The 20,026-nt window shown below is 73.7% G+C and carries 17 protein-coding genes and 1 pseudogene; 4 read left to right on the forward strand and 14 right to left on the reverse strand.

The genetic code is table 11. The annotated features are described in order from the left end of the window. Positions 1–117: 117 nt before the first annotated feature. The 3 genes from ACIBCA_RS16455 to pdhA are packed head-to-tail and all read right to left on the reverse strand — an operon-like array spanning position 118 to position 3,695. Positions 118–1,551 carry a dihydrolipoamide acetyltransferase family protein gene (locus tag ACIBCA_RS16455; protein WP_396283553.1) on the reverse strand — a complete coding sequence of 478 codons (1,434 nt, stop codon included), beginning with the start codon at positions 1,549–1,551 and terminating at the stop codon, positions 118–120. A 15-nt stretch (positions 1,552–1,566) separates the two neighbouring features. Continuing rightward, positions 1,567–2,541, reverse strand: coding sequence for an alpha-ketoacid dehydrogenase subunit beta (locus tag ACIBCA_RS16460; protein WP_396283555.1), 975 nt, complete (start codon positions 2,539–2,541; stop codon positions 1,567–1,569). Further along, positions 2,541–3,695, reverse strand: coding sequence for a pyruvate dehydrogenase (acetyl-transferring) E1 component subunit alpha (pdhA, locus tag ACIBCA_RS16465; RefSeq protein WP_396283556.1), 1,155 nt, complete (start codon positions 3,693–3,695; stop codon positions 2,541–2,543). The genes ACIBCA_RS16460 and pdhA overlap by 1 nt, the downstream gene beginning before the upstream one ends. A 425-nt stretch (positions 3,696–4,120) precedes the next feature. Here pdhA and ACIBCA_RS16470 point away from each other — a divergent pair, with 425 nt between their 5' ends. Further along, a complete protein-coding gene (locus ACIBCA_RS16470; RefSeq protein WP_396283557.1) occupies positions 4,121–4,780 on the forward strand; it encodes a response regulator in 660 nt (219 codons plus the stop codon). A 65-nt stretch (positions 4,781–4,845) separates the two neighbouring features. Further along, a complete protein-coding gene (locus tag ACIBCA_RS16475) occupies positions 4,846–5,949 on the forward strand; it encodes a phosphotransferase enzyme family protein (protein ID WP_396283558.1) in 1,104 nt (367 codons plus the stop codon). Positions 5,950–5,958: 9 nt separating this feature from the next. Here the strand turns inward: ACIBCA_RS16475 and ACIBCA_RS16480 are convergent, their stop codons facing one another. From ACIBCA_RS16480 to ACIBCA_RS16525, 10 genes and pseudogenes are all read right to left on the reverse strand, one after another. After that, complete coding sequence (locus ACIBCA_RS16480) at positions 5,959–7,641, reverse strand: protein kinase (RefSeq protein WP_396283559.1); 1,683 nt, start codon at positions 7,639–7,641, stop codon at positions 5,959–5,961. Positions 7,642–7,753: 112 nt separating this feature from the next. After that, entirely contained in the window at positions 7,754–9,205 is a 1,452-nt protein-coding gene (locus tag ACIBCA_RS16485) for a protein kinase (RefSeq protein ID WP_396283560.1), read from the reverse strand. A gap of 230 nt (positions 9,206–9,435) precedes the next feature. After that, complete coding sequence (locus ACIBCA_RS16490; RefSeq protein ID WP_396283561.1) at positions 9,436–10,047, reverse strand: bacterial proteasome activator family protein; 612 nt, start codon at positions 10,045–10,047, stop codon at positions 9,436–9,438. Positions 10,048–10,271: 224 nt separating this feature from the next. Next, entirely contained in the window at positions 10,272–11,018 is a 747-nt protein-coding gene (locus ACIBCA_RS16495; protein WP_396283562.1) for a hypothetical protein, read from the reverse strand. 126 nt (positions 11,019–11,144) lie between these two features. Next, the gene (locus tag ACIBCA_RS16500) at positions 11,145–12,122 is read right to left on the reverse strand and encodes an NAD(P)H-quinone oxidoreductase (RefSeq protein WP_396283563.1); all 978 of its coding nucleotides are present in this window, start codon (positions 12,120–12,122) and stop codon (positions 11,145–11,147) included. A gap of 37 nt (positions 12,123–12,159) precedes the next feature. Next, on the reverse strand, positions 12,160–13,218 hold the full coding sequence (locus ACIBCA_RS16505) for a potassium channel family protein (RefSeq protein WP_396283564.1): 1,059 nt from the start codon (positions 13,216–13,218) through the stop codon (positions 12,160–12,162). Then, positions 13,215–14,399 carry a molybdopterin molybdotransferase MoeA gene (locus ACIBCA_RS16510; RefSeq protein ID WP_396283593.1) on the reverse strand — a complete coding sequence of 395 codons (1,185 nt, stop codon included), beginning with the start codon at positions 14,397–14,399 and terminating at the stop codon, positions 13,215–13,217. The genes ACIBCA_RS16505 and ACIBCA_RS16510 overlap by 4 nt, the downstream gene beginning before the upstream one ends. Positions 14,400–14,419: 20 nt before the next feature. Further along, positions 14,420–15,363 (reverse strand): annotated as a pseudogene (locus ACIBCA_RS16515) (NTP transferase domain-containing protein). A gap of 11 nt (positions 15,364–15,374) precedes the next feature. Further along, positions 15,375–16,337 carry an MBL fold metallo-hydrolase gene (locus ACIBCA_RS16520; protein WP_396283565.1) on the reverse strand — a complete coding sequence of 321 codons (963 nt, stop codon included), beginning with the start codon at positions 16,335–16,337 and terminating at the stop codon, positions 15,375–15,377. Between the two features lie 148 nt (positions 16,338–16,485). Continuing rightward, complete coding sequence (locus ACIBCA_RS16525; protein WP_396283566.1) at positions 16,486–17,133, reverse strand: FMN-dependent NADH-azoreductase; 648 nt, start codon at positions 17,131–17,133, stop codon at positions 16,486–16,488. Between the two features lie 107 nt (positions 17,134–17,240). Here ACIBCA_RS16525 and ACIBCA_RS16530 point away from each other — a divergent pair, with 107 nt between their 5' ends. Continuing rightward, complete coding sequence (locus ACIBCA_RS16530) at positions 17,241–17,663, forward strand: winged helix-turn-helix transcriptional regulator (RefSeq protein ID WP_396283567.1); 423 nt, start codon at positions 17,241–17,243, stop codon at positions 17,661–17,663. Between the two features lie 98 nt (positions 17,664–17,761). Here ACIBCA_RS16530 and ACIBCA_RS16535 read toward each other — a convergent pair whose 3' ends face one another. Next, positions 17,762–18,520 carry a polyprenol monophosphomannose synthase gene (locus ACIBCA_RS16535; RefSeq protein WP_396283568.1) on the reverse strand — a complete coding sequence of 253 codons (759 nt, stop codon included), beginning with the start codon at positions 18,518–18,520 and terminating at the stop codon, positions 17,762–17,764. Between the two features lie 310 nt (positions 18,521–18,830). Here ACIBCA_RS16535 and manA point away from each other — a divergent pair, with 310 nt between their 5' ends. Further along, positions 18,831–20,024: a mannose-6-phosphate isomerase, class I gene (manA, locus tag ACIBCA_RS16540; protein ID WP_396283569.1), complete on the forward strand. Its 1,194-nt coding sequence runs from the start codon at positions 18,831–18,833 to the stop codon at positions 20,022–20,024. Positions 20,025–20,026: the final 2 nt, after the last annotated feature.

Below are 20,026 nucleotides of genomic sequence, written 5' to 3' on the forward strand. Positions count from 1 at the left end.
CCTGGCCGAACGATCCGCATCGTCCCAGCCATACCAATCAATCCTTGGAGCACAGCGGAAGGGGCCCCGCTCCGCACCGTCGTGCGGAACGGGGCCCCTTCACGGGTCCTCGGCCGATCAGCCCCAGGTGATCAGGCGCTTGGGCTGCTCCAGCAGACCGGCCACGTCGGCCAGCACCCTGGAGCCCAGCTCACCGTCGACCAGGCGGTGGTCGAAGGAGAGCGCCAGCGTGGTCACCTGGCGCGGGACGACCTTGCCCTTGTGCACCCACGGCAGCTCCCGGACCGCGCCGAAGGCGAGGATCGCGGCCTCACCCGGGTTGAGGATCGGGGTGCCGGTGTCGACGCCGAAGACGCCGACGTTGGTGATGGTGACCGTGCCGCCCTGCATGTCGGCCGGCGAGGTCTTGCCCTGGCGGGCGGTCTCGACCAGCTCGCCGAGCGAGGTCGCGAGGCCCGCGAGGGTCTTGGACCCGGCGTCCTTGATGTTCGGGACGATCAGGCCGCGCGGGGTGGCCGCGGCGATGCCGAGGTTCACCTGGCCCTTGATCACGATCTCCTGGGACGCCTCGTCCCACTGGGCGTTGATCTCGGGGTGCCGCTTGATCGCCGTGAGCAGCGCCTTGGCGACCAGCAGCAGCGGGCTGACGCGGACGTCGCGGCCCAGCTCGCCGGTCTCCTTGAGCTTGCGGACGAACTTCATCGTGCGGGTCACGTCGACCTGGACGAACTCGGTGACGTGCGGGGCGGTGAAGGCCGAGGCCACCATCGCCTGCGCGGTCGCCTTGCGCACGCCCTTGATCGGCACCCGGACGTCGCCCGCCGCCGGCACGACCGGCGCCGGGGCCTGGACGGCCTCGGGCGCCTGCGCCACGACGGGCTCGGCCACCGGCGCGGCCTGGGCCGCCGCGAAGGCGTGCAGGTCCTCGCGGGTGATCACGCCGCCCGTACCGGTCGGGGTGACGGCCCGCAGGTCGACGCCGAGGTCCTTGGCCAGCTTGCGCACCGGCGGCTTCGCCAGCGGACGCTCCCCGGCCGGGGCCTCGGCCACCGGAACCGCCGGAGCCACGGGGGCTGCCGGGGCCACGGGAGCCGGAGCCGCGACGGGCGCGGGCTTCGCCGGAGCGGCCACGGCGGTGGCCGTGGTACGACGGGCCCGGCGCTGCGCGGTGCCGGTGCGCGGGCCGTAGCCGACCAGCACCTCCCGGCGCTCGGGCTCCGCCTCGGCCTCCGGAGCCGCAGCCGGTGCGGCGGCAGCGGGTGCGGGCGCGGCGGCCGGAACGGCCCCCGCTTCCCCGGCGACCGCGATCGAGATGATCACGGTGCCGACGTCGACAGTCGCCCCCTCGGGGAAGTGCAGCTGCTCGACGACCCCGTTGTACGGGATCGGCAGCTCCACGGCCGCCTTGGCGGTCTCCACCTCGCACACGACCTGCCCGTCGGTGACGACGTCACCGGGCTTGACGTACCAGCTGAGGATCTCGGCCTCGGTGAGTCCCTCGCCCACGTCGGGCATCTTGAACTCGCGGAGCGCGCGAACTTCGGTGGTCATCTTCGCTCCCCGGTATCAGTACGCGAGCGCGCGGTCGACGGCGTCGAGCACGCGGTCCAGGTCGGGCAGGAACGCCTCCTCGACCCGGGACGGCGGGTACGGCGCGTGGTAGCCGCCGACCCTCAGGACAGGCGCTTCCAGGTGGTAGAAGCACTTCTCCGTGAGCCGGGCGGCCAGCTCGGCGCCCATGCCCAGGAAGACCGGCGCCTCGTGCACCACGACGGCCCGGCCGGTGCGCTTCACGGACTCCTCGAGCGTCCGGAAGTCCACCGGGGAGAGCGAGCGCATGTCGACGACCTCCAGGCGGCGGCCGTCCTCCTCGGCGGCCGCGGCGGCCTCCAGGCAGACCTTCACCATCGGGCCGTACGCGATCAGCGTCACGTCGGTGCCGGGCCGGACGATCCGGGCGTCGTGCATCCCGAGGTCCGGGGCCGCGCCGACCTCGCCCTTGTCCCAGTAGCGCCGCTTGGGCTCCAGGAAGATCACCGGGTCGTCCGACTCGATGGCCTGGCGCAGCATCCAGTGCGCGTCGTGGGCGTTGGACGGGGTGACCACCCGCAGGCCCGCGGTGTGGGCGAAGTACGCCTCGTGGGACTCGCTGTGGTGCTCGACCGCGCCGATGCCGCCCGCGTACGGGATGCGGACGGTGACGGGCATCTTGACGTGCCCGAGCGCGCGGGCGTGCATCTTCGCCAGCTGGGAGACGATCTGGTCGAAGGCCGGGTAGACGAAGCCGTCGAACTGGATCTCCACGACCGGGCGGTAGCCGCGCAGCGCGAGGCCGATCGCGGTGCCCATGATGCCGGACTCGGCGAGCGGGGTGTCGATCACCCGGCCCTCGCCGAAGTCCTTCTGCAGGCCGTCGGTGATGCGGAAGACGCCACCGAGCTTGCCGATGTCCTCGCCCATGAGGAGCGTCTTCGGGTCGTTCTCCAACGACTTGCGCAGCGCGTCGTTGAGCGCCTTGGCGATGCTGAGCTGGCCGGCCATCAGTGGTTCTCCCCCGCCTCGAAGGAGGCCGCGTACTCGATGTACTCGACCCGTTCCTCGTCGACCAGCGCATGAGGCTCGCTGTAGACGTGGTCGAAGATCAGCGTCGGGTCCGGGTCGGGCATGCTGCGCACGCCCTCGCGCACCCGCAGCCCCAGCTGCTCGCTCTCGGCGTCGACGGCCGCGAAGAACTCCTCGTCGGCCAGGCCCTCCTTCTCCAGGAGGGTGCGCAGCCGCAGGATCGGGTCCTTGGCCTTCCAGGCCTCGGTCTCCTCCGCGTGCCGGTAGCGGGTCGGGTCGTCGGAGGTGGTGTGCGCGCCCATGCGGTAGGTGAAGGCTTCGATCAGCACCGGGCCGTTGCCGTTGCGGGCGTGGTCGAGCGCCCAGCGGGTCACCGCGAGGCAGGCCAGCACGTCGTTGCCGTCCACCCGCACGCCCGGGAAGCCGAAGCCGGAGGCGCGGCGGTAGAGCGGGATCTTGGTCTGGGTGGTGGTGGGCTCGGAGATCGCCCACTGGTTGTTCTGGCAGAAGAAGACGACCGGCGCGTTGTAGACGGAGGCGAAGGTGAACGCCTCGTTGACGTCGCCCTGGCTGGAGGCGCCGTCGCCGAAGTACGCGATCACCGCGTCGTCGGCGCCGTCCTTGGTGATGCCCATCGCGTAACCGGTGGCGTGCAGGGCCTGCGCGCCGATCACGATGGTGTAGAGGTGGAAGTTCTTCTCGTTCGGGTCCCAGCCGCCGTGGTTCACGCCGCGGAACATGCCGAGCAGGTTCAGCGGGTCGACGTCGCGGCACCAGGCCACGCCGTGCTCACGGTAGGTGGGGAAGGCGTAGTCGCCGGTCCGCATGGCCCGCCCGGAGCCGACCTGGGCCGCCTCCTGGCCGAGCAGCGAGGCCCACAGGCCCAGCTCGCCCTGGCGCTGCAGCGCGGTCGCCTCACCGTCGAACCGGCGCACCAGCACCAGGTCGCGGTAGAGGGAGCGCAGTTCGTCGGGGGTGACGGTGAGGGGGTAATCCGGGTGCTCGACCCGCTCGCCTTCCGGCGTGAGCAGCTGCACGAGCTCCGGCTGGGCGTCCTTACCCGTGGCGCGGAGGGTGTCAGGGACGCCGGGGGCCGCCTTCTTGCGGGCCCTCGCCGTGCTTTTGACGGTCACGTTCACTCCTCGGTCTGTCCGGCCGCCCGGGGTCGCCGGTGACCGGTCCGGTCACCGCCTCGCGGGGCGCGCGTGGGTGTGCGCACCTACTGCGTGGCAGGTGGTGATCCTGTTCCGACGGCGTCCCGCTAGAGAACGTTACCCAGCGTCCGCCCTTGGCGCGTCTGCGCTAGGACGTCCTACTTGTTCAGGGTCCACAACCCCGAGGGTGCCGCGCTCGGCGAGCCGTCGGAAGGGTGGGGGTGACGGTCGGCGTGACGCAGCTCTCATTTCGAGCGCCTTCAGGACACCAGCGCACGTTATCCGGGCAGACGCCCGCGCGTAAGGGGGTTCTCGGTATCGGTTCGTTCCGTCATGGCTTGATCACAACGCCACCACGAACCGGGAGGGGCACCTGTCGTACGGTGATATGGGAGGCTTTGGGCGTGACTGACAACGGACATATCAGGGTATTCCTGCTCGACGACCACGAGGTGGTCCGGCGGGGCGTGCACGATCTGCTCTCCGTCGAAGGCGACATCGAGGTGGTCGGCGAGGCCGGGACGGCCGCCGAGGCGATCACCCGGATCCCGGCCGTCCACCCCGACGTCGCGGTCCTCGACGTGCGGCTTCCGGACGGCAACGGCGTCGAGGTCTGCCGCGAGATCCGGTCACGGATGCCCGGGATCAAGTGCCTGATGCTGACGTCCTTCTCGGACGACGAGGCCCTGTTCGACTCGATCATGGCGGGCGCCTCGGGCTACGTCCTCAAGGCGATCCGCGGCACCGACCTGATCACCGCCGTCCGGGACGTGGCGGCCGGCCGCTCCCTGCTCGACCCGGTGGCCACCAGCCGGGTGCTCGCCCGACTGCGCGACGGCGGCGAGAAGGAGGACGAGCGGTTGGCACAACTCACCAAGCAGGAGCGGCGAATCCTCGACCTCATCGGCGAAGGTATGACGAATCGTCAGATCGGCAACGAGTTGCACCTCGCCGAGAAGACGGTGAAGAACTACGTCTCCAGTCTGCTCGCCAAGATGGGCATGGAGCGACGGACCCAGGCGGCCGCCTTCGTGGCGCGGCACCAGGCCGACCACCAGTACTGACCCATCCCCTGCACAGTCCTGACGGTTTGTCAAGGACCCCTGCGGTGTGGCCATAACCTCTGGCTGTGACTTTCAGCCAGACCCTCGCCTGTGCCCCGGCCCGTCCCGACCTCACCGCGCCACCGATGGGGACCCTCAGCCCACCCGTCCCGCACACCGCACTCGCCGAGGTCCTGGACCGCTATCCCGTGGGGAGAACGCTGACCACCGAACCGGTCGCGGAGGGCCTGCTGAACCGGGGCTACCGGGTCACCACCGAGGCCGGCACGTACTTCCTGAAGTGCTACGTCGACGCCGCCACCGCCAACCGTCCCAGGATCCTCGCCCACCACCGCGCCACCGCCGACCTGTCCGCCCTCGGCCTGCCCGTCGCACCCCCACTGACCTGCGCGGAACGCGCGAACACCGTGGTCGGCCTGGGGGGCCGGCTGTTCGCGCTCTTCCCCTGGGTGGAGGGCCGTCACCGGCACGGCACCGAGCTCGCCCTCTCGGAGTGCGACGCGCTCGGCGCGCTGCTCGGCCGGCTGCACGGCGCGCTCGACGACGTCTGCGCCCCCCTCGACCAGCCCGCCGGCTACCGCAGCGCCGACCCCGCCGACAGCGCCGGCCTGGCCCGCGACCTGCGCCGACACGCCCGCGAGCACCGCCCCCACGGGGCCCTGGACACCCTGGTCGAGCGCCGGCTCACGGAACGGCTTGAACTGCTCGCCGACCACGCCCACCGCCGCCCCGCCCCGGGCGTCGCCCCGCCCACCGGCTGGACCCACGGCGACTTCCACGGGCTCAACCTGCTCTACGGCCCGGGCGACGGCGACGGCGGGCAGGTCACGGCCGTCCTGGACTGGGACAAGCTCGGCCCCCAACCGCGCGCCGAGGAGGCCGTCCGCGCGGCCACCCTGCTCTTCAACGACCGGACCTCCGGCACGCTCGACCTCGTCCGGGTCCGCCACTACTCCCAGGCGTACCGGGCCACCGGGGCCGCCACCGCCGAACACCTGGCCGCCGCCGCCCACCGGGTCTGGTGGGAGCGGCTGAACGACTTCTGGATGCTGCAGTGGCGCTACCAGCGGGGCGACCACCGGGCCGACCCGCTCTACCCCGCCTCGGCGGGGCAGCTGGCGTGGTGGTGCCAGGAGTACGAGCAGGTCCTGGACGCCTTCGCCAACTGACCCGGACCGTCAGCCGGCCGGCTTGGTGGGCGGGGCGCCCGGCGAGCTCGCCCCTCCGGCCGGCGTCGTCACCGGGGAGGTCGGCTCCTTCGAGGTCGACGCCGAGGGGCTGGTCGTCTGCGAGTGGGTGGCGGTCGGGGTCGGCGTCGGCGTGTTCGTGTGCTTCGCACTCGGCGACGGCGACATGTTGCCGCCGCTCCCGCCGTTGTTGCCGGTGTCCGTCGGCTGCTGCGGCTTCTTGGTGACGGTGTTGGAGGCCGCCGGGCTCTGCCCGTTGCCGCTCTGGGCGGTCGGGCTGGGCTCGGTGGTGCTCACCACGGGGACGGTCTCCTTGGGCACGTGCTTGTCGCTGTCCCCACCGGAGCCGCTGAGCGCCACCGCGATGCCGATCCCGGCCGCGAGCAGGACGGCGGCCGCGCCGGCCACCGCGGCCCACATGCCGCGCCGCTTGCCGTGGCCGTCCTCGTGGTCGTCGTACCCGCCGCCGTAGCCCCCGTCGCCGCCGCCCGCGCCCTGGTGGGGCGGGGCCGGGGTGTACGGGCCGGGCGTCGAGTACGGCAGCACGGAGGTCTGGTCGCCCGCGCCGACCGCGCCGAAGGCCGCCGTGGCGGCGGTCCCGCCGGCGGGCCGCAGCACCTGGGTGGCCCCGGTGTCGCCGGGCACCCCGCCGACCCAGCCGGGCCCGGCGGCGTGCATCTCGCGCAGCGCGTGCTGGACGTGGGCGCGGAACTCGTCGGCGTCCTGGAAGCGGTCGTCCGGGTTCTTGGCCAGCGAGCGCAGCACCAGCGCGTCGAGGCCCGCCGGCACCCGGCCGTTGGTCTGCGAGGGCGGCACCGGCGGGTCCTGGACGTGCTGGTAGACCACCGAGAGCGGGGTGTCGCCCATGAAGGGCGGGCGCAGCGCGAGCAGCTCGTAGAGCATGCAGCCGGCCGCGTACAGGTCGGAGCGGTGGTCGACCGGCTTGCCGAGCGCCTGCTCGGGCGAGAGGTACTGCGGGGTGCCCATGACCATGCCGGTCTGGGTCATGGTGGTCGCCCCGCCGGTCAGCGCCCGGGCGATGCCGAAGTCCATCACCTTCACCGCGCCGGCGTTGGTGATGATCACGTTGGCGGGCTTGATGTCGCGGTGGACGATGCCGTTGCGGTGGCTGTAGGCGAGCGCCTCCAGCACCCCGGCGATGATGATCAGCGCCTGGTCGACCGGCGGCGCGGCCTCGTCCACCAGCAGCTCGCGGACGGTGCGGCCCTCGACCAGCTCCATCACGATGTACGGCGTGGACTCGTCCCCGACGTACTCCTCGCCGGTGTCGTAGACCGAGACGATCGAGTGGTGGTTGAGCGCCGCGACGGCGTGAGCCTCGCGGGTGAAGCGCAGCCGGGCGACCTCGTCCTGGGCGAGATCGCCGCGCAGCAGCTTGACGGCGACGGTGCGGCCGAGCCGCACGTCCTCGGCGGCGAGCACCTCGGCCATGCCGCCGCGGCCGAGCCGGTGCGTCAGCCGGTAGCGGCCGTCCCCGACGGTGCCGAGCGGGGCGGCGGTGCCGCGGCCCGGGGTCTGCGGGCCGCCCCCGGTGAACGGCGGCAGCGCGGAGGTCGCCGCCTCGTCCCCGGGCCCGGGGATCCTCGGCGTCCCGCCGGTCCCACCGCCGGCCCGGGCCCCGCCGTCGTCGTCCGGCTGCTGGGTCTGTGCCATCGCTCCTCGCCCCGGGCGTTCGCTCGGATCGCGGTGCCCTGTCGCTTGCGTATCCCCGAACGCTACCGCCTCCGGCGGACGGTCGTGGCACGCCCGGGGTGGGCGGATGCCGTCAGATCAGGGCATTCCCGTTCAGGGCGTTCCCGTTCGGGGCGTTCCCGTCGCCCCGGCCGTCCACCACCGTGACGCTCGGGACGGAGGCGCCGTGCAGCACCTTGGTCTTGGTCTTGTCCTGCGCGTTGTTGATCACGATCGCGATGATGATGCCCGCCAGCACCAGCACGCCGACGATGATCGAGATCACCACGACGGCCGTCGAGCAGCCGCCCCCGGAGGGCTTCGGCTGCTGGTACGGCGGCATCGGCCGCGGCGGCGGGGTGTGCGCCGGCTGCGGGAAGCCGGGGCGCGGGGTCTGGTAGGCGGGCGGCGGGGTCTGGTACGGCGGCCGCTGCTGCTGCGCCTGCTGGGGATGCGTCTGCTGGGGGTACTGCGGCTGCGGGGCCGGCGTCCGGTAGGCGGGCGGCGGGGTCTGGTACTGCTGCTGCTGGCCCAGGAACGGCTGCGGCGTCTGCGGGGCCTGCTGCGGCTGCGGGGCCGGCGTCGGGGCGGCGTGCGCCGAGCGCGGGCCCTCGCCGATCACCAGCGGGGTGCTGGCCTTGAGCTGCTGCCCGCTGCCACCGCCCTTGAGCTCCGCGATCAGCCGCTCGGCCTCGTCCCGCATGTCCGCCGCGCTCTGGAAGCGGTGCGCCGGGTCCTTGCGCAGGGCCTGCGCGACGTAGGCGTCCACCACCGGGGTCACCGAGGGGTTGAGGCTGGAGGGCGCCGGCGGCTCCTCCTGGACGTGCTTGTAGGCGATCGAGAAGGCGGAGTCGCCGTCGAAGACCAGCTGGCCGGTGATCATCTCGAAGAGCATCACGCCGACCGAGTACAGGTCGGAGCGCGCGTCCACCGGCTTGCCGAGCGCCTGCTCGGGCGAGAGGTACTGCGGGGTGCCGACCACCATGCCGGTCTGGGTCATCGACGTGACGCCGGACTCCAGCGCCCGGGCGATGCCGAAGTCCATGACCTTGACGTTGCCCTTGCGGTCGAACATGACGTTGCCGGGCTTGATGTCGCGGTGCACGAGACCCATGTCGTGCGAGGCCTCCAGCGCGTTCAGCACGCCGACGATGACCCGCAGGGCCTCCTCGGGCGGCATCGCGCCGTGCTGGGCGACGGCCTCGTTGATCGCGTCGCGCAGGCCCTTGCCGTCGACCAGCTGCATGACGATGTACGGCGTGCTGGAGCCGTCGGGGGCGACGTCCTCGCCGCTGTCGTACACCGTGACGATGTTCGGGTGCTCCAGCCGGGCCACTGCCTGGGCCTCGCGGCGGAAGCGCTCCTTGAAGGACTCGTCCCTTCCCAGCTCGCTGTGCATGCTCTTCAGTGCCACCGACCGGCCCAGCACGCTGTCGTACGCGAGGTGCACGGAGGCCATGCCGCCCTCGCCCAGCAGCTGCTGCAGCACATAGCGGCCGTTGCCCAGGGAGGAGCCCTCGACCGCCGCGTTGCCGTGCTCGCTCATGGTGCTCTGCTCCCCCTCGACGCGGCGCGGTGCCGCGACCGTGACGTTCGGTCTCGTCCGTACTACGTGGTGGGCCACGCTCCGCTGGCCCGGCGGACCCCTGCCGCGACGGCATCGGCCGACGACAGGGGTCAGGGTATCGGCTCGCGCCGACGTCGATCGGCCCAGGGCGCCCGGGGCCGGACCGGAAGGCTACAGGTCCGGACCCCGGGTGGAACCCGCCGGGACGGTTACAGGTACGGGCCGGAGCGGATGCCGCGGCCCTGGCCCAGCTCGTCCTCGTCCGGTTCCCCGCCGTTGAGGCCGGGCGGCAGCGCCCGGCGCATCTGCTCCAGCTGGGCCCGCGCCGCCATCTGCTGGGCGAACAGGGCGGTCTGGATGCCGTGGAACAGGCCCTCCAGCCAGCCGACCAGCTGGGCCTGGGCGATCCGCAGCTCGGCCTCGGTCGGGATGGAGTCCTCGGAGAACGGCAGCGCCAGCCGCTCCAGCTCCGCGACCAGCTCAGGGGCCAGGCCGAGCTCCAGCTCCTTGATGGAGCTGGCGTGGATGTCCTTCAGCCGGGCCCGGCTGGCCTCGTCGAGGGGCGCCGCCCGCACTTCCTCCAGCAGCTGCTTGATCATGCTGCCGATGCGCATGACCTTGGCCGGCTGCTCGACCATCTCGGTCACCGGAAGCTCACGGGGCATCTCGCCCTCGTCGTCCCCGCCCGTCACGTCGGTGAACCCCTGCCCCACGGGCATCCCGTCCGGTCCGACGATCAGCACCTTCTGGCCGTCCTGCGACTGCCCGCCGCCGGCCCGGAAGGGCTCCTGCGACGAGCGCTCGTTCATCGGATTCGTCATGAACAACATTCTCGCTCACTGGGGTTGGTCCGGCGGAAGCCCCCGTTAGCTCCGCCGCCCTGCCCCACCCGCCACGACGGTACGCCCCCGCCCGCCCCACCGGTATCCGTACGGGTACTCAGATCCCCCGTCTCCCCCGTCCCACCCGAAACCTGCGCCCCGGGCGCACCACAGATCCACCGCGGGACGGCGGCAGGAGTACGGCGGGAGTGCGGCGGGAGCTCTCAACCGCGGCGCAGGCGCAGGCCGACCAGGCCGAGGCCGCAGCCGATCAGGCTCAGCCCGGCACCGAGCGGCAGCTGGACGGTGGAGGCGTCGCGCCAGTGCGCGGGCAGCACGATCGGGGCGGCGGCAGCGGCGACGGTCTGGCCGGAGGCCGTCGTCACGCTCTCCCCGGAGGTGTCCTCGGTGGGCCCGGCTTCCGGGCTCCCCTGGTCGGCGCCGGCCCGGTCGGCCCCGGGTGCCTGGTCGACAGCCTGGTCCGGCGCCTGGTCGGGAACCTGGTCGACAGCCTGGTCCGGCACCTGGTCGACGGCCTGGTCGGGTGCCTGCTCCACCGCCGCGTCCGCCCGCTCGGGCGCCGAACCGGGCCGGTGCCGGAACGCCCTGGACTCACCCGTGTCCGGGCGCCCGTGCGCCACCGGGTGCCGGGGCGGAGGGGCCTCCGGCACGGCCGGGGCGGCCGCCGTCGCCACCGGCCGCGCCTCCGCCGCCGGGGAGGCGGCCAGGGAGGCCATCGGGGAAGGGGCCGCCGAAGGAACGGCCGCCGAGGCCGAGGAGGGCACGGACGACGGTGCGGGCGACGGCGAGGGCGCCGCCGCCGCGATCGTCGCGGCGGCCAGCGGGAGCGTCAGCCCCAGCACGGCCCCCGCGACGACCCGCTGGGCCCGGTACGACAGCGAACGGCGACGACCACCACGACGAACACGGCTACGACGACGAGCGAGGAGCACGGAGAAGGGTGCGGCCACGGTCGGAGGTCCTTCCGACGGCCGACCCCGCTCTGGGCGGGGTCAGCGGCGGGACAGCTCGTGACCAGCCTCACACACTCCGACATTCGAGGCATTTCGGGCACCCTTCCGGAGCGCCCGCCCCTCTCAGGCCCGCAGCACGACCTTCCCCACCTGCTCGCCCGCCTCCAGCGCCCGGTGCCCCTCCCCGGCCTCGGTCAGCGGCAGCACCCGGTCGACCACCGGCTTCACCACCCCGGACTCGACCAGCGGCCACACGTGCTCCCGCACCGCCGCCACGATCGCCGCCTTCTCCGCCAGCGGCCGCCCCCGCAGGTTGGTCGCGATCACCGCGGCCCGCTTGCGCAGCAGCGCGTTGAGGTCGAGCTCGCCCTTCACCCCGCCCTGCAGCCCGATGATCACCAGCCGCCCGTTGACGGCCAGGGCGTCCACGTTCCGCTGCAGGTACTTGGCGCCCATGATGTCCAGGATCACGTCCGCCCCGGCCCCGCCCGTGGCCTCGCGCAGGGCCTCGACGAAATCCTGCTCCCGGTAGTCGATCAGGATGTCCGCGCCCAGCTCCGCGCAGCGGGCCAGCTTCTCCGCGCTGCCGGCCGTCACCGCGACCCGTGCGCCGACCGCCTTGGCCAGCTGGATCGCCATCGTCCCGATGCCGCCGGCGCCGCCGTGCAGCAGCACCGTCTCGCCGGGCCGCAGGTGCGCGGTGAGGAACACGTTGGACCAGACCGTGCAGGCCACCTCCGGCAGCGCCGCGGCCTGCTCGGGGCCCAGCCCCTTCGGCAGCGGCAGCAGCTGCCCGGTCGGCACCGCGACCAGCTGGGCGTACCCGCCGCCGGACAGCAGCGCGCACACCTCGTCGCCCACCGCCCAGCCGGACACCCCCGGCCCGAGGGCCGCGATCCGCCCGGCGCACTCCAGCCCGGGGTAGGGCGAGGCGCCGGGCGGCGGGTTGTAGAAGCCCTGCCGCTGGAGCAGGTCGGCCCGGTTGACGGCGGTGGCCGCCACCTCGACCAGGACCTCGCCCTCGCCGGCCACCGGATCGGGCACCTCGGACCACACCAGGGCCTCGGGGCCGCCGGGCACGGGAATCGTCATCGCATACATGGCTCCGAACCTACTGCGCGCCCCGGCCACGAGCCGGTCAGGCCCCGCGCCGCTCGGCGGACTTGATGACGATCACCCGGTCGGTGAGCTGCAGCACCGAAGCCTCCGGCTCGGTGTAGTTGAGCACCCGCCGGCCCCGGACCACCGCGACCACCAGCTCCTCGCAGGCGCGCGGGCTGTGCCCGGCCTCGGCCCGGGTGACGGGCCGCTCCACCACGTCCAGCCCGTTGCCGTACGTCAGCAGGTCCTCCATCACGGCCCCGGCGTTCGGGCTGAGCATCGACAGCCCGAGCAGCCGCCCGGCCGAACTGGAGCTGGTCACCACCACGTCGGCGCCGCTCTGGCGCAGCAGCGGCGCGTTCTCGTCCTCCCGCACGGCCGCGACCACCGTGGCGCCCTTGTTCAGCTGGCGCGCCGTCAGGGTGATCAGCACGGCGGTGTCGTCCCGCTCGGGGGCGACGACGATCCGGGCCGCCGTGGGGACGGCCGCCCGGATCAGGGTGTCCGTGCGGGTCGCGTCGCCGACCACCCCGACCAGGCCGTGCTGCGCGGCCTGGTCGACCACCTTGCGCTGCGGGTCGACGACGACGATCTCCTCCTTCTTCACCCCCTGGCCGAGCAGGGTGTCGACGGCGCTGCGCCCCTTCGTCCCGTAGCCGATGACGACGGTGTGCTCGCGCACGGTGGACCTCCAGCGGTTCAACCGCCATTGCAGGCGGGTGCGTTCGGTGAGCACCTCCAGGGTGGTGCCGACCAGGATGATCAGGAACAGCACGCGCAGCGGGGTGATCACGAGGATGTTGGTGAGCCGGGCGCTGTCGCTGAACGGCGTGATGTCGCCGTACCCGGTGGTGGAGAGGGTCACAGTGGCGTAGTACGCCGCGTCCAGGAAGCCGAGCTCGCCGCCCGCGTTGTCGTTGTAGCCGCTGCGGTCGAGGTAGACGATCACCGAGGTGGCGACCAGCACGGCCAGTGCCAGCAGCAGCCGCGAGCCCACCTGCCGCACGGCCGGCGCCGACGGCCGCGCGGGCAGCACGATCCCGGCGTCCGCCCACGGCTCCGTCCCCGGCGCCGCGACCCGCCGAATCCTGTTCACGGGGCCTCCACCAGCTCGACGGGCTCCCCCGCCGCCACGCCGCCGGGCGGCAGCACGGCCAGCGCCTCGGCCCTGGCCAGACCGCGCAGCATCGCCGGCCCGTCGAAGGCGAGGGGCACGACACCCTCGGCGGTGCGCCGCACGGGCTGCAGCCGGGTGTCCACCGGGTGCCCGGGCAGGGCGACGGCCGCCCTGGCGGGGGCGGGGCCCGCGGCGGGACGCCCGGCCAGGGCGTGCAGCAGCGGCAGGGCGAGGGTCGCCATCCCGGCGACGGCGGCCAGCGGATTGCCCGGCAGCCCCACCAGGTGCCGCCCGCCGGGGAGTTCGGCCAGCAGCATCGGATGCCCGGGCCGCACGGCCACGCCGTCCACCAGCAGCCGCCCTCCGGCCTCGGCCAGCGCCCGGTGCAGGAAGTCGACGGGCCCGGCCGCCGTACCGCCGGTGGTGAGCACCAGATCGGCCTCGCAGTGCCGCAGCGCGTCCCGCAGCAGGGCGAAGTCGTCCCGCACGCACCGGACTTCGGCCACCTCGGCGCCGGCCGACCGCAGCCAGGGCGGCAGCAGCGGCCCCAGCGCGTCCCGCACCAGGCCCGCCCCGGGCACCCCGGATGAGAGCAACTCGTCGCCCAGGACGAAGAGTTGCACGACGGGCCGACGGCGCACGGTCAGCCGGTCGTGCCCGCAGGCGGCGGCCAGCCCGAGCACGGCGGGCCCCACCGGAGTCCCGGCGGGCAGCAACTCCTCACCCCTGCGGCACTCCTGGCCGCGCGGGCGGACGTCCTGGCCGGTGGTCACCGGCCGCGGGCCGCAGGCGTGCAGCAGCACCCCGTCCGTACGCCCGTGCTCGCGGCGCAGCACGGCCGTGGCCCCGGAGGGCAGTTGGGCGCCGGTGGCGATCTCCACGGCCGCGCCGTCCGCCAGCGCGGCCGCCTCGGCTCGACCGGCGAGCACCCGTCCGGTGACCCGCCAGGGGCCGGGGCCGGCGACGGCCCAGCCGTCCATCGCGGAGGTGTCGAAGGCGGGCAGGTCGGTGAGCGCGGCGAGCGGCTCGGCGAGGGTGCGGCCGAGCGCCTCGGCCAGCGGCAGCCCGACCGGCGGCAGCGGCCGCAGCCCGGCCCGGCGGGCCCGCTCCCGGGCCTGCGCCCAGCCCGTCACGCCGGGACCGGTCGGCGGGGCGGCCATCCTGGTCTGCCCGGCCGTGCTCACGGTTCGCCCGGACCGGCGGCGGCCGCCCACCGCTCGGCGAGCGCCACGGCCCGCCGCGACGCCTCCGCCACGGCCTCCGGACCGCCACCACCCTGGGCGGCGGCGTAGCCGATCAGGAAGGCGGTCAGCGGCGCGGCCGGCCGCTCCACCCCGTGCGCGACCACCCGGGCCATGTCGAGCAGTCCCCGGACGTCCACGTCCAGGTCGATGCCCAGGTCGGCGCCGACCTCGGCGATCCAGTCATCCAGCGTGCGCTCCATGCGCCCATGCTGCCCGATCGGCGGTTTCCCGGAGGTGTTCGCCCCGTGTGCGGCGCGCGTCGTTTCGCTCACAACCCGCTCGCGCCCTACCCCTACGCGCGGTCGCGGTCACCGTCCCGCTCCCGGGCCTGCTCCAGGTCCTCCCAGGTGTCGCAGTCGTACGCCACGTCGTCCGTGTCCGCGACCAGCACCCGCCCGAGCCCGCCGACGAGCCGGCGCAGCGGCTGCCCGGCCGGATCGCCGAGGGCGGCCAGGGCCCTACGGAGGGCGTCGGCCCGGTACGCGGCGGCCAGCGGCTGCTCCCGTCCACCGGCGTCGACCAGGATCGCGGCCTCGGCCTCCGTGCGGTCCAGGGCCGCGACCAGCCGCTCCACCGTGCGCCGGTTCAGGAAGGGCAGGTCGGCGGCGAGCAGCAGCACGACCGGTGCCTCCACCAGCCCCAGCCCGGCCGCGACGGCCGCGACCGGCCCGCCGCCGGGCGGCTGCTCCCTGGTCCAGCGGACGCCGGCCCGTACGGTCGGCCGCTCCGGCCCGACCACGGCGACGGTCCGGGCGCCCTCGCAGGCGGCGAGCACCCGGTCGAGCAGCGTGCTCTCCCCCACGGTGAGGCCGGGCTTGTCGGCCCCGCCCAGCCGCCGGGCGGCCCCGCCCGCGGGCACGATCACGTCGTACGGCGTCATGCGGCCAGTATCTAGCCCTCGCGCTCCTCGGCGGGCTCCTCGACAGATTCCTCGACGGATTCCTCGGGCTCGGCCGGTTCCCGCGCCGCCCGCCCGGTGTTGGCCACCGCGCCGAGCTCCAGGAAGGCTGGCAGGGTCAGCTCCCCGTACTTCCCGCTCATCGCGGTGACCAGCGCCTCCGGGTCGTCCGGGTGCTCGGCCAGCAGCCGGTCGAAGTCCCGCAGGTACTCCCCGGTGAAGGCGAGCACCCGGGCCGCGTCGTCGCCCTGCTCGGGGGCGCGGTGCCCGGCGATCACCCGGTCCACGCCGAGGTCGGCGATCCGGGTGAGGTTGTGGCCCCAGGTGGTGCGCTGGGCCGGGGTGGTGTCGGCCGTCCACACGTGGGTTCCGTTGCTGACGAAGTCGCCCGCGATCGCCGTGCGGATGCTCGGCACGTGGACGACGGTGGAGTCCCCGCAGTCGGCCTGGCCGAGCAGCAGCACCGGGATGACCTGCTGGTCGAGCATCAGCGGCTGCGGCAGCAGCGGGGCCGGGATCAGCGGGTGGTCGGGGATGTCGTCGCCGTACACCGGCTTCCACTGGGCGACCTTGGCGGCGACGGTGCTCCGGATGCCCTCGACCACGGCGGGCGCGGCCAGCAGCTGCGCCTCGGGGAAGAGCCGCAGCACCTCCTCGGCGCCGAAGTAGTGGTCGGGGTGCTGGTGGGTGACGAGCACGGCGAGCAGCCGCCGGCCCTTGCCCGCGACCCACTCGGCCACCTCGCGCCCGGCGCTGCGGGTGAGCTGGGCGTCGACGAGGATCGCGGTGCGCTCGCCGAGGATCAGCGTGGAGGTCGTGAAGAAGGCCGACTCGGGCCCGGTGAACACGGCGATCTCCAGCGGCCGCACGGCCCCGGCGGCCTTCCCGGGTGCACCCCCGGGCTCGGCGTCCGCCCGTTGCACGCCGGAGCCCTCCTCGGGCGGGGACGACGTCACGGGCTGCTCCCTCTGCTCGGCGGTCGGTCGTACTGCGCCCTACAGCATGGGAGCACCGGCGCCCGATTGCGCGGGAGGCGCGCCCGGCGGGGCGCGCCTTCGAGCTCAGGGCGTGTCTTTCGGCTCACGCCGGGCGACACGCCCTGGATCACACCGCGACCCCGGCGCCGATCTCCTTGCCCCGGCGGGCGGCCAGGTCCAGCGCCTCGGCCCTGGACTCGGCGGAGCGCCCGACGAAGTCGGCCATCGCGGGGACGCTCGCCGCCAGCGTGAACTCGGGGACGATGAAGTCCACCTCCAGCCCGAGCATGCCGGTCAGCAGCTTCTCCAGGTAGGTGATGACGAACTCGTACTCCTCACGGGGCGCCCCCGGCGCGTACGAGCCGCCGCGGGAGGCGACCACGGTCACCGGGGTGCCCTTGGCGCTGGGCGTCTCGCCGGCGGTGCGGCCCATCAGGATCACGTGGTCCAGCCACGCCTTGAGGGTCGACGGGATCGTGAAGTTGTACATCGGGGCGCCTATCAGCACCGCGTCGGCCGCCTCGAGCTCGACCATGACCTCCTCGCGCAGCGCGACCGCGGCCTGCTGCTCGGCGGTGCGGGCCTCGGCCGGGAGGAAGGCACCGATGACGCCGTGCCCGTCCAGGTGCGGGATCGGTTCGACGGCGAGGTCCCGGTAGACGACGGTGCCGCCGGGGTTCGCGGCCAGCCAGGCGGCGCGGTAGGCGGCCGTGACCTCGCGGGAGACGGAGCCGTCGACGACGGCGGAGGAGTCGAGGTGCAGGAGCGTGGGCATGGCGGTTCTCCATCAACGTAAGGAGCTGCGGACTTCTCGGTTGCTGCAACTACGGTAGCAGCTTACTTTTCTGCAGTCACTAGTGACGAGTTCGGTAAGCTGGAGCCATGGCCGAGCACCAGGCAGTGACCGACACGGAAACCAACGAGGGCACGGCGGCACCCGGACCCTGCGGAGCAGCCGAGGGCCACGGGACCTGTTTCGACGTCGAGAACGCCCTCACCCGGGTCTTCTCCCTGCTGGGCAAGCGCTGGACGGGCCTCCTGCTGGGTGTCCTCACCAGCAACGGCCCCGCCTACTTCTCCGAGCTGCGCCGCGCGATCCCGGGCATCAGCGAACGGATGCTCTCCGACCGGCTCACCGAACTGGCCGATGCCGGGCTGGTCGTCCGCGAGGTCGACGAAGGCCCGCCGCTGCGCGTCAGCTACCGGCTCACCGAGGGCGGCGCCGCGCTCAAACCCGCGCTCACCGAACTGGCCCTCTGGGCCAACCAGTACCTGCCCGAGCACGCGCTCAAGGGCCGCTGCTGACCGGGAACGGGACGAGGGCCCGCCCGCCGCGACCGGCGGACGGGCCCTCGTCCCGTGATGTGAAACTCAGCTGATGTGAAACTCGGCCGACGTGGAGCTCATCGCTTGGCGCGCAGCCGGGCCACCCGGTCCGCGATGCCCCAGGACGTCACCCGCCAGAGCGCCTCGACGACGATGCTGCGGCTCATCTTGGACGCGCCCAGCTCGCGCTCGACGAAGGTGATCGGCACCTCGGCCACCTTGAAGCCGGCCTTCACCGTGCGCCAGGCCAGGTCGACCTGGAAGCAGTACCCGGCCGAGGCCACCTCGTCCATGCCCAGGCCCAGCAGGGTCTCCTTGCGGAAGGCCCGGTAGCCGCCGGTGACGTCCCGGATCGGCACGCCCAGCATCAGCCGCGAGTAGGTGGAGCCGCCGCGCGAGAGCAGCAGCCGGGACTTCGGCCAGTTCACCACCCGGCCGCCGGGCACCCAGCGCGAGCCCAGCACCAGGTCGGCGCCGCGCAGCGCGGTCAGCAGCCGGTCGAGCTCCTCGGGCTGGTGGGAGCCGTCCGCGTCCATCTCGACGAGCACGTCGTAGCCGTGGTCGATGCCCCAGCGGAAGCCCGCGAGGTAGGCGGCGCCCAGGCCCTCCTTGCCCTTGCGGTGCATCACGTGGACGTTGTCGTCCTCGACGGCCAGCTTGTCGGCCAGCTCGCCCGTACCGTCGGGGCTGTTGTCGTCGGCGACCAGCACGTGGGCCTCGGGGACGGCTGCGCGCACCCGGCCGACGATCCGCTCGACGTTCTCCGCCTCGTTGTAGGTCGGGATGATCACCAGAACCCTGCCGAGATCAGCAAAACTCCGCTGGTTCACGGTCACGTACAAACCTCTCGGCCGATGGCGGGAAAATTGGCGGAACCGCGGCACCCGCACTCTGGAACGCGGCCCCGCAGCCAGCCCGCCGGCGTCGCCACGGTGGAGAACTGTTGTGCAGGACGGAGACTTCCGCGTCCTGGCATCCTACTACCGCGGCCCCGGGAACCGCCGATCCGTCCTCGGCACTCCCCCCGGACACCCGTCGTTTCCCCGTCCGGGACGTCGGTCGGCTAGGGTCGATGCCCCTGCCCGTGCCCGGACCGCCCGCGCCGCCGCGGCGAAGGACGTTCAGCGAAGGAGTAGGACCGCGCGCATGGACAGGCTCGTCAACACCGTCCGCCCGTACGCCTGGGGATCGCTCACGGCCCTGCCCGAGCTCCTCGGCCAGGAGCCGACCGGCGAACCGCAGGCCGAACTGTGGATGGGCGCCCACCCCGGTGCCCCGTCCCGCGTCGACCGCGGCGAGGGCCCGCGCCGGCTGGACGAGCTGATCGCGGCCGATCCGCGGGGCGAACTGGGCGCGGCGAGCGTCGCGAAGTTCGGCCCGGGCCTGCCCTTCCTGTTCAAGGTCCTCGCCGCGGGCATCCCGCTCTCCATCCAGGCCCACCCCACCCTGGCCCAGGCCCGGGCCGGGTACGCCGCCGAGAACGCCCTCGGCATCCCGCTGGACGCCCCCGAGCGCAACTACCGCGACGACAACCACAAGCCCGAACTGATCTGCGCCCTGGGCGAGTTCGAGGGCCTCTGCGGCTTCCGCCGGCCCGCGGACGCGGCCCGGCTGATGGCCGGCCTCAAGGTGCCCGGGCTCGCCCCGGTGATCGAGCTGCTGGGTGCCGAGGACGAGGCCGAGGCGCTGCGCGGCGCCCTGGTCGCCGTGCTGACGATGGACGGCGAGACGGCCGCGCGGATCGTGCGGGAGAGCGTCGAGGCCCTCTGGCGCACCGACCCGGACGGCGAGTACGCGCCCTACGCCCGGATCGCCAAGGACTTCCCCGAGGACCGCGGCGTGATCGTGGGCCTGCTCCTGCACCACTTCCGGCTGCGCGCCGGAGAGGCGCTCTACCTGGGCGCCGGGGTGCCGCACGCCTACCTGTCCGGCGCCTGCGTCGAGCTCCAGGCCAACTCCGACAACGTGCTGCGGGCGGGCCTCACCCCCAAGCACATCGACGTGCCGCAGCTGCTGGAGGTCGTGGTCGTCGAGCCCTGCACCCCCGAGGTCCTGCACCCCCGCCCGGTCGACACCACCCCCGGCGAGGAGCTCTACCCCGTCCCGATCGACGAGTTCCGCCTCTCCCGCTTCACCCTGGACGGCGCCGCGTGCGAGATCGACGGCCGCACCCCGCAGATCCTGCTCTGCACCGAGGGCACCGTCGACCTCACCGCCCCCGACGGCACCGCCCTCACCCTGCCCCGCGGCCGCTCCGCCTACCTCCCCGCCACCGGCACCCCGACCCGCCTCTCCTCCCGGACCCCCGCGACCCTCTTCCGCGCGACGGTCACGCTGTAGGA

This window comes from Kitasatospora sp. NPDC051170 (genome assembly GCF_044455705.1).
In the GTDB taxonomy this organism is placed as follows: domain Bacteria; phylum Actinomycetota; class Actinomycetes; order Streptomycetales; family Streptomycetaceae; genus Kitasatospora.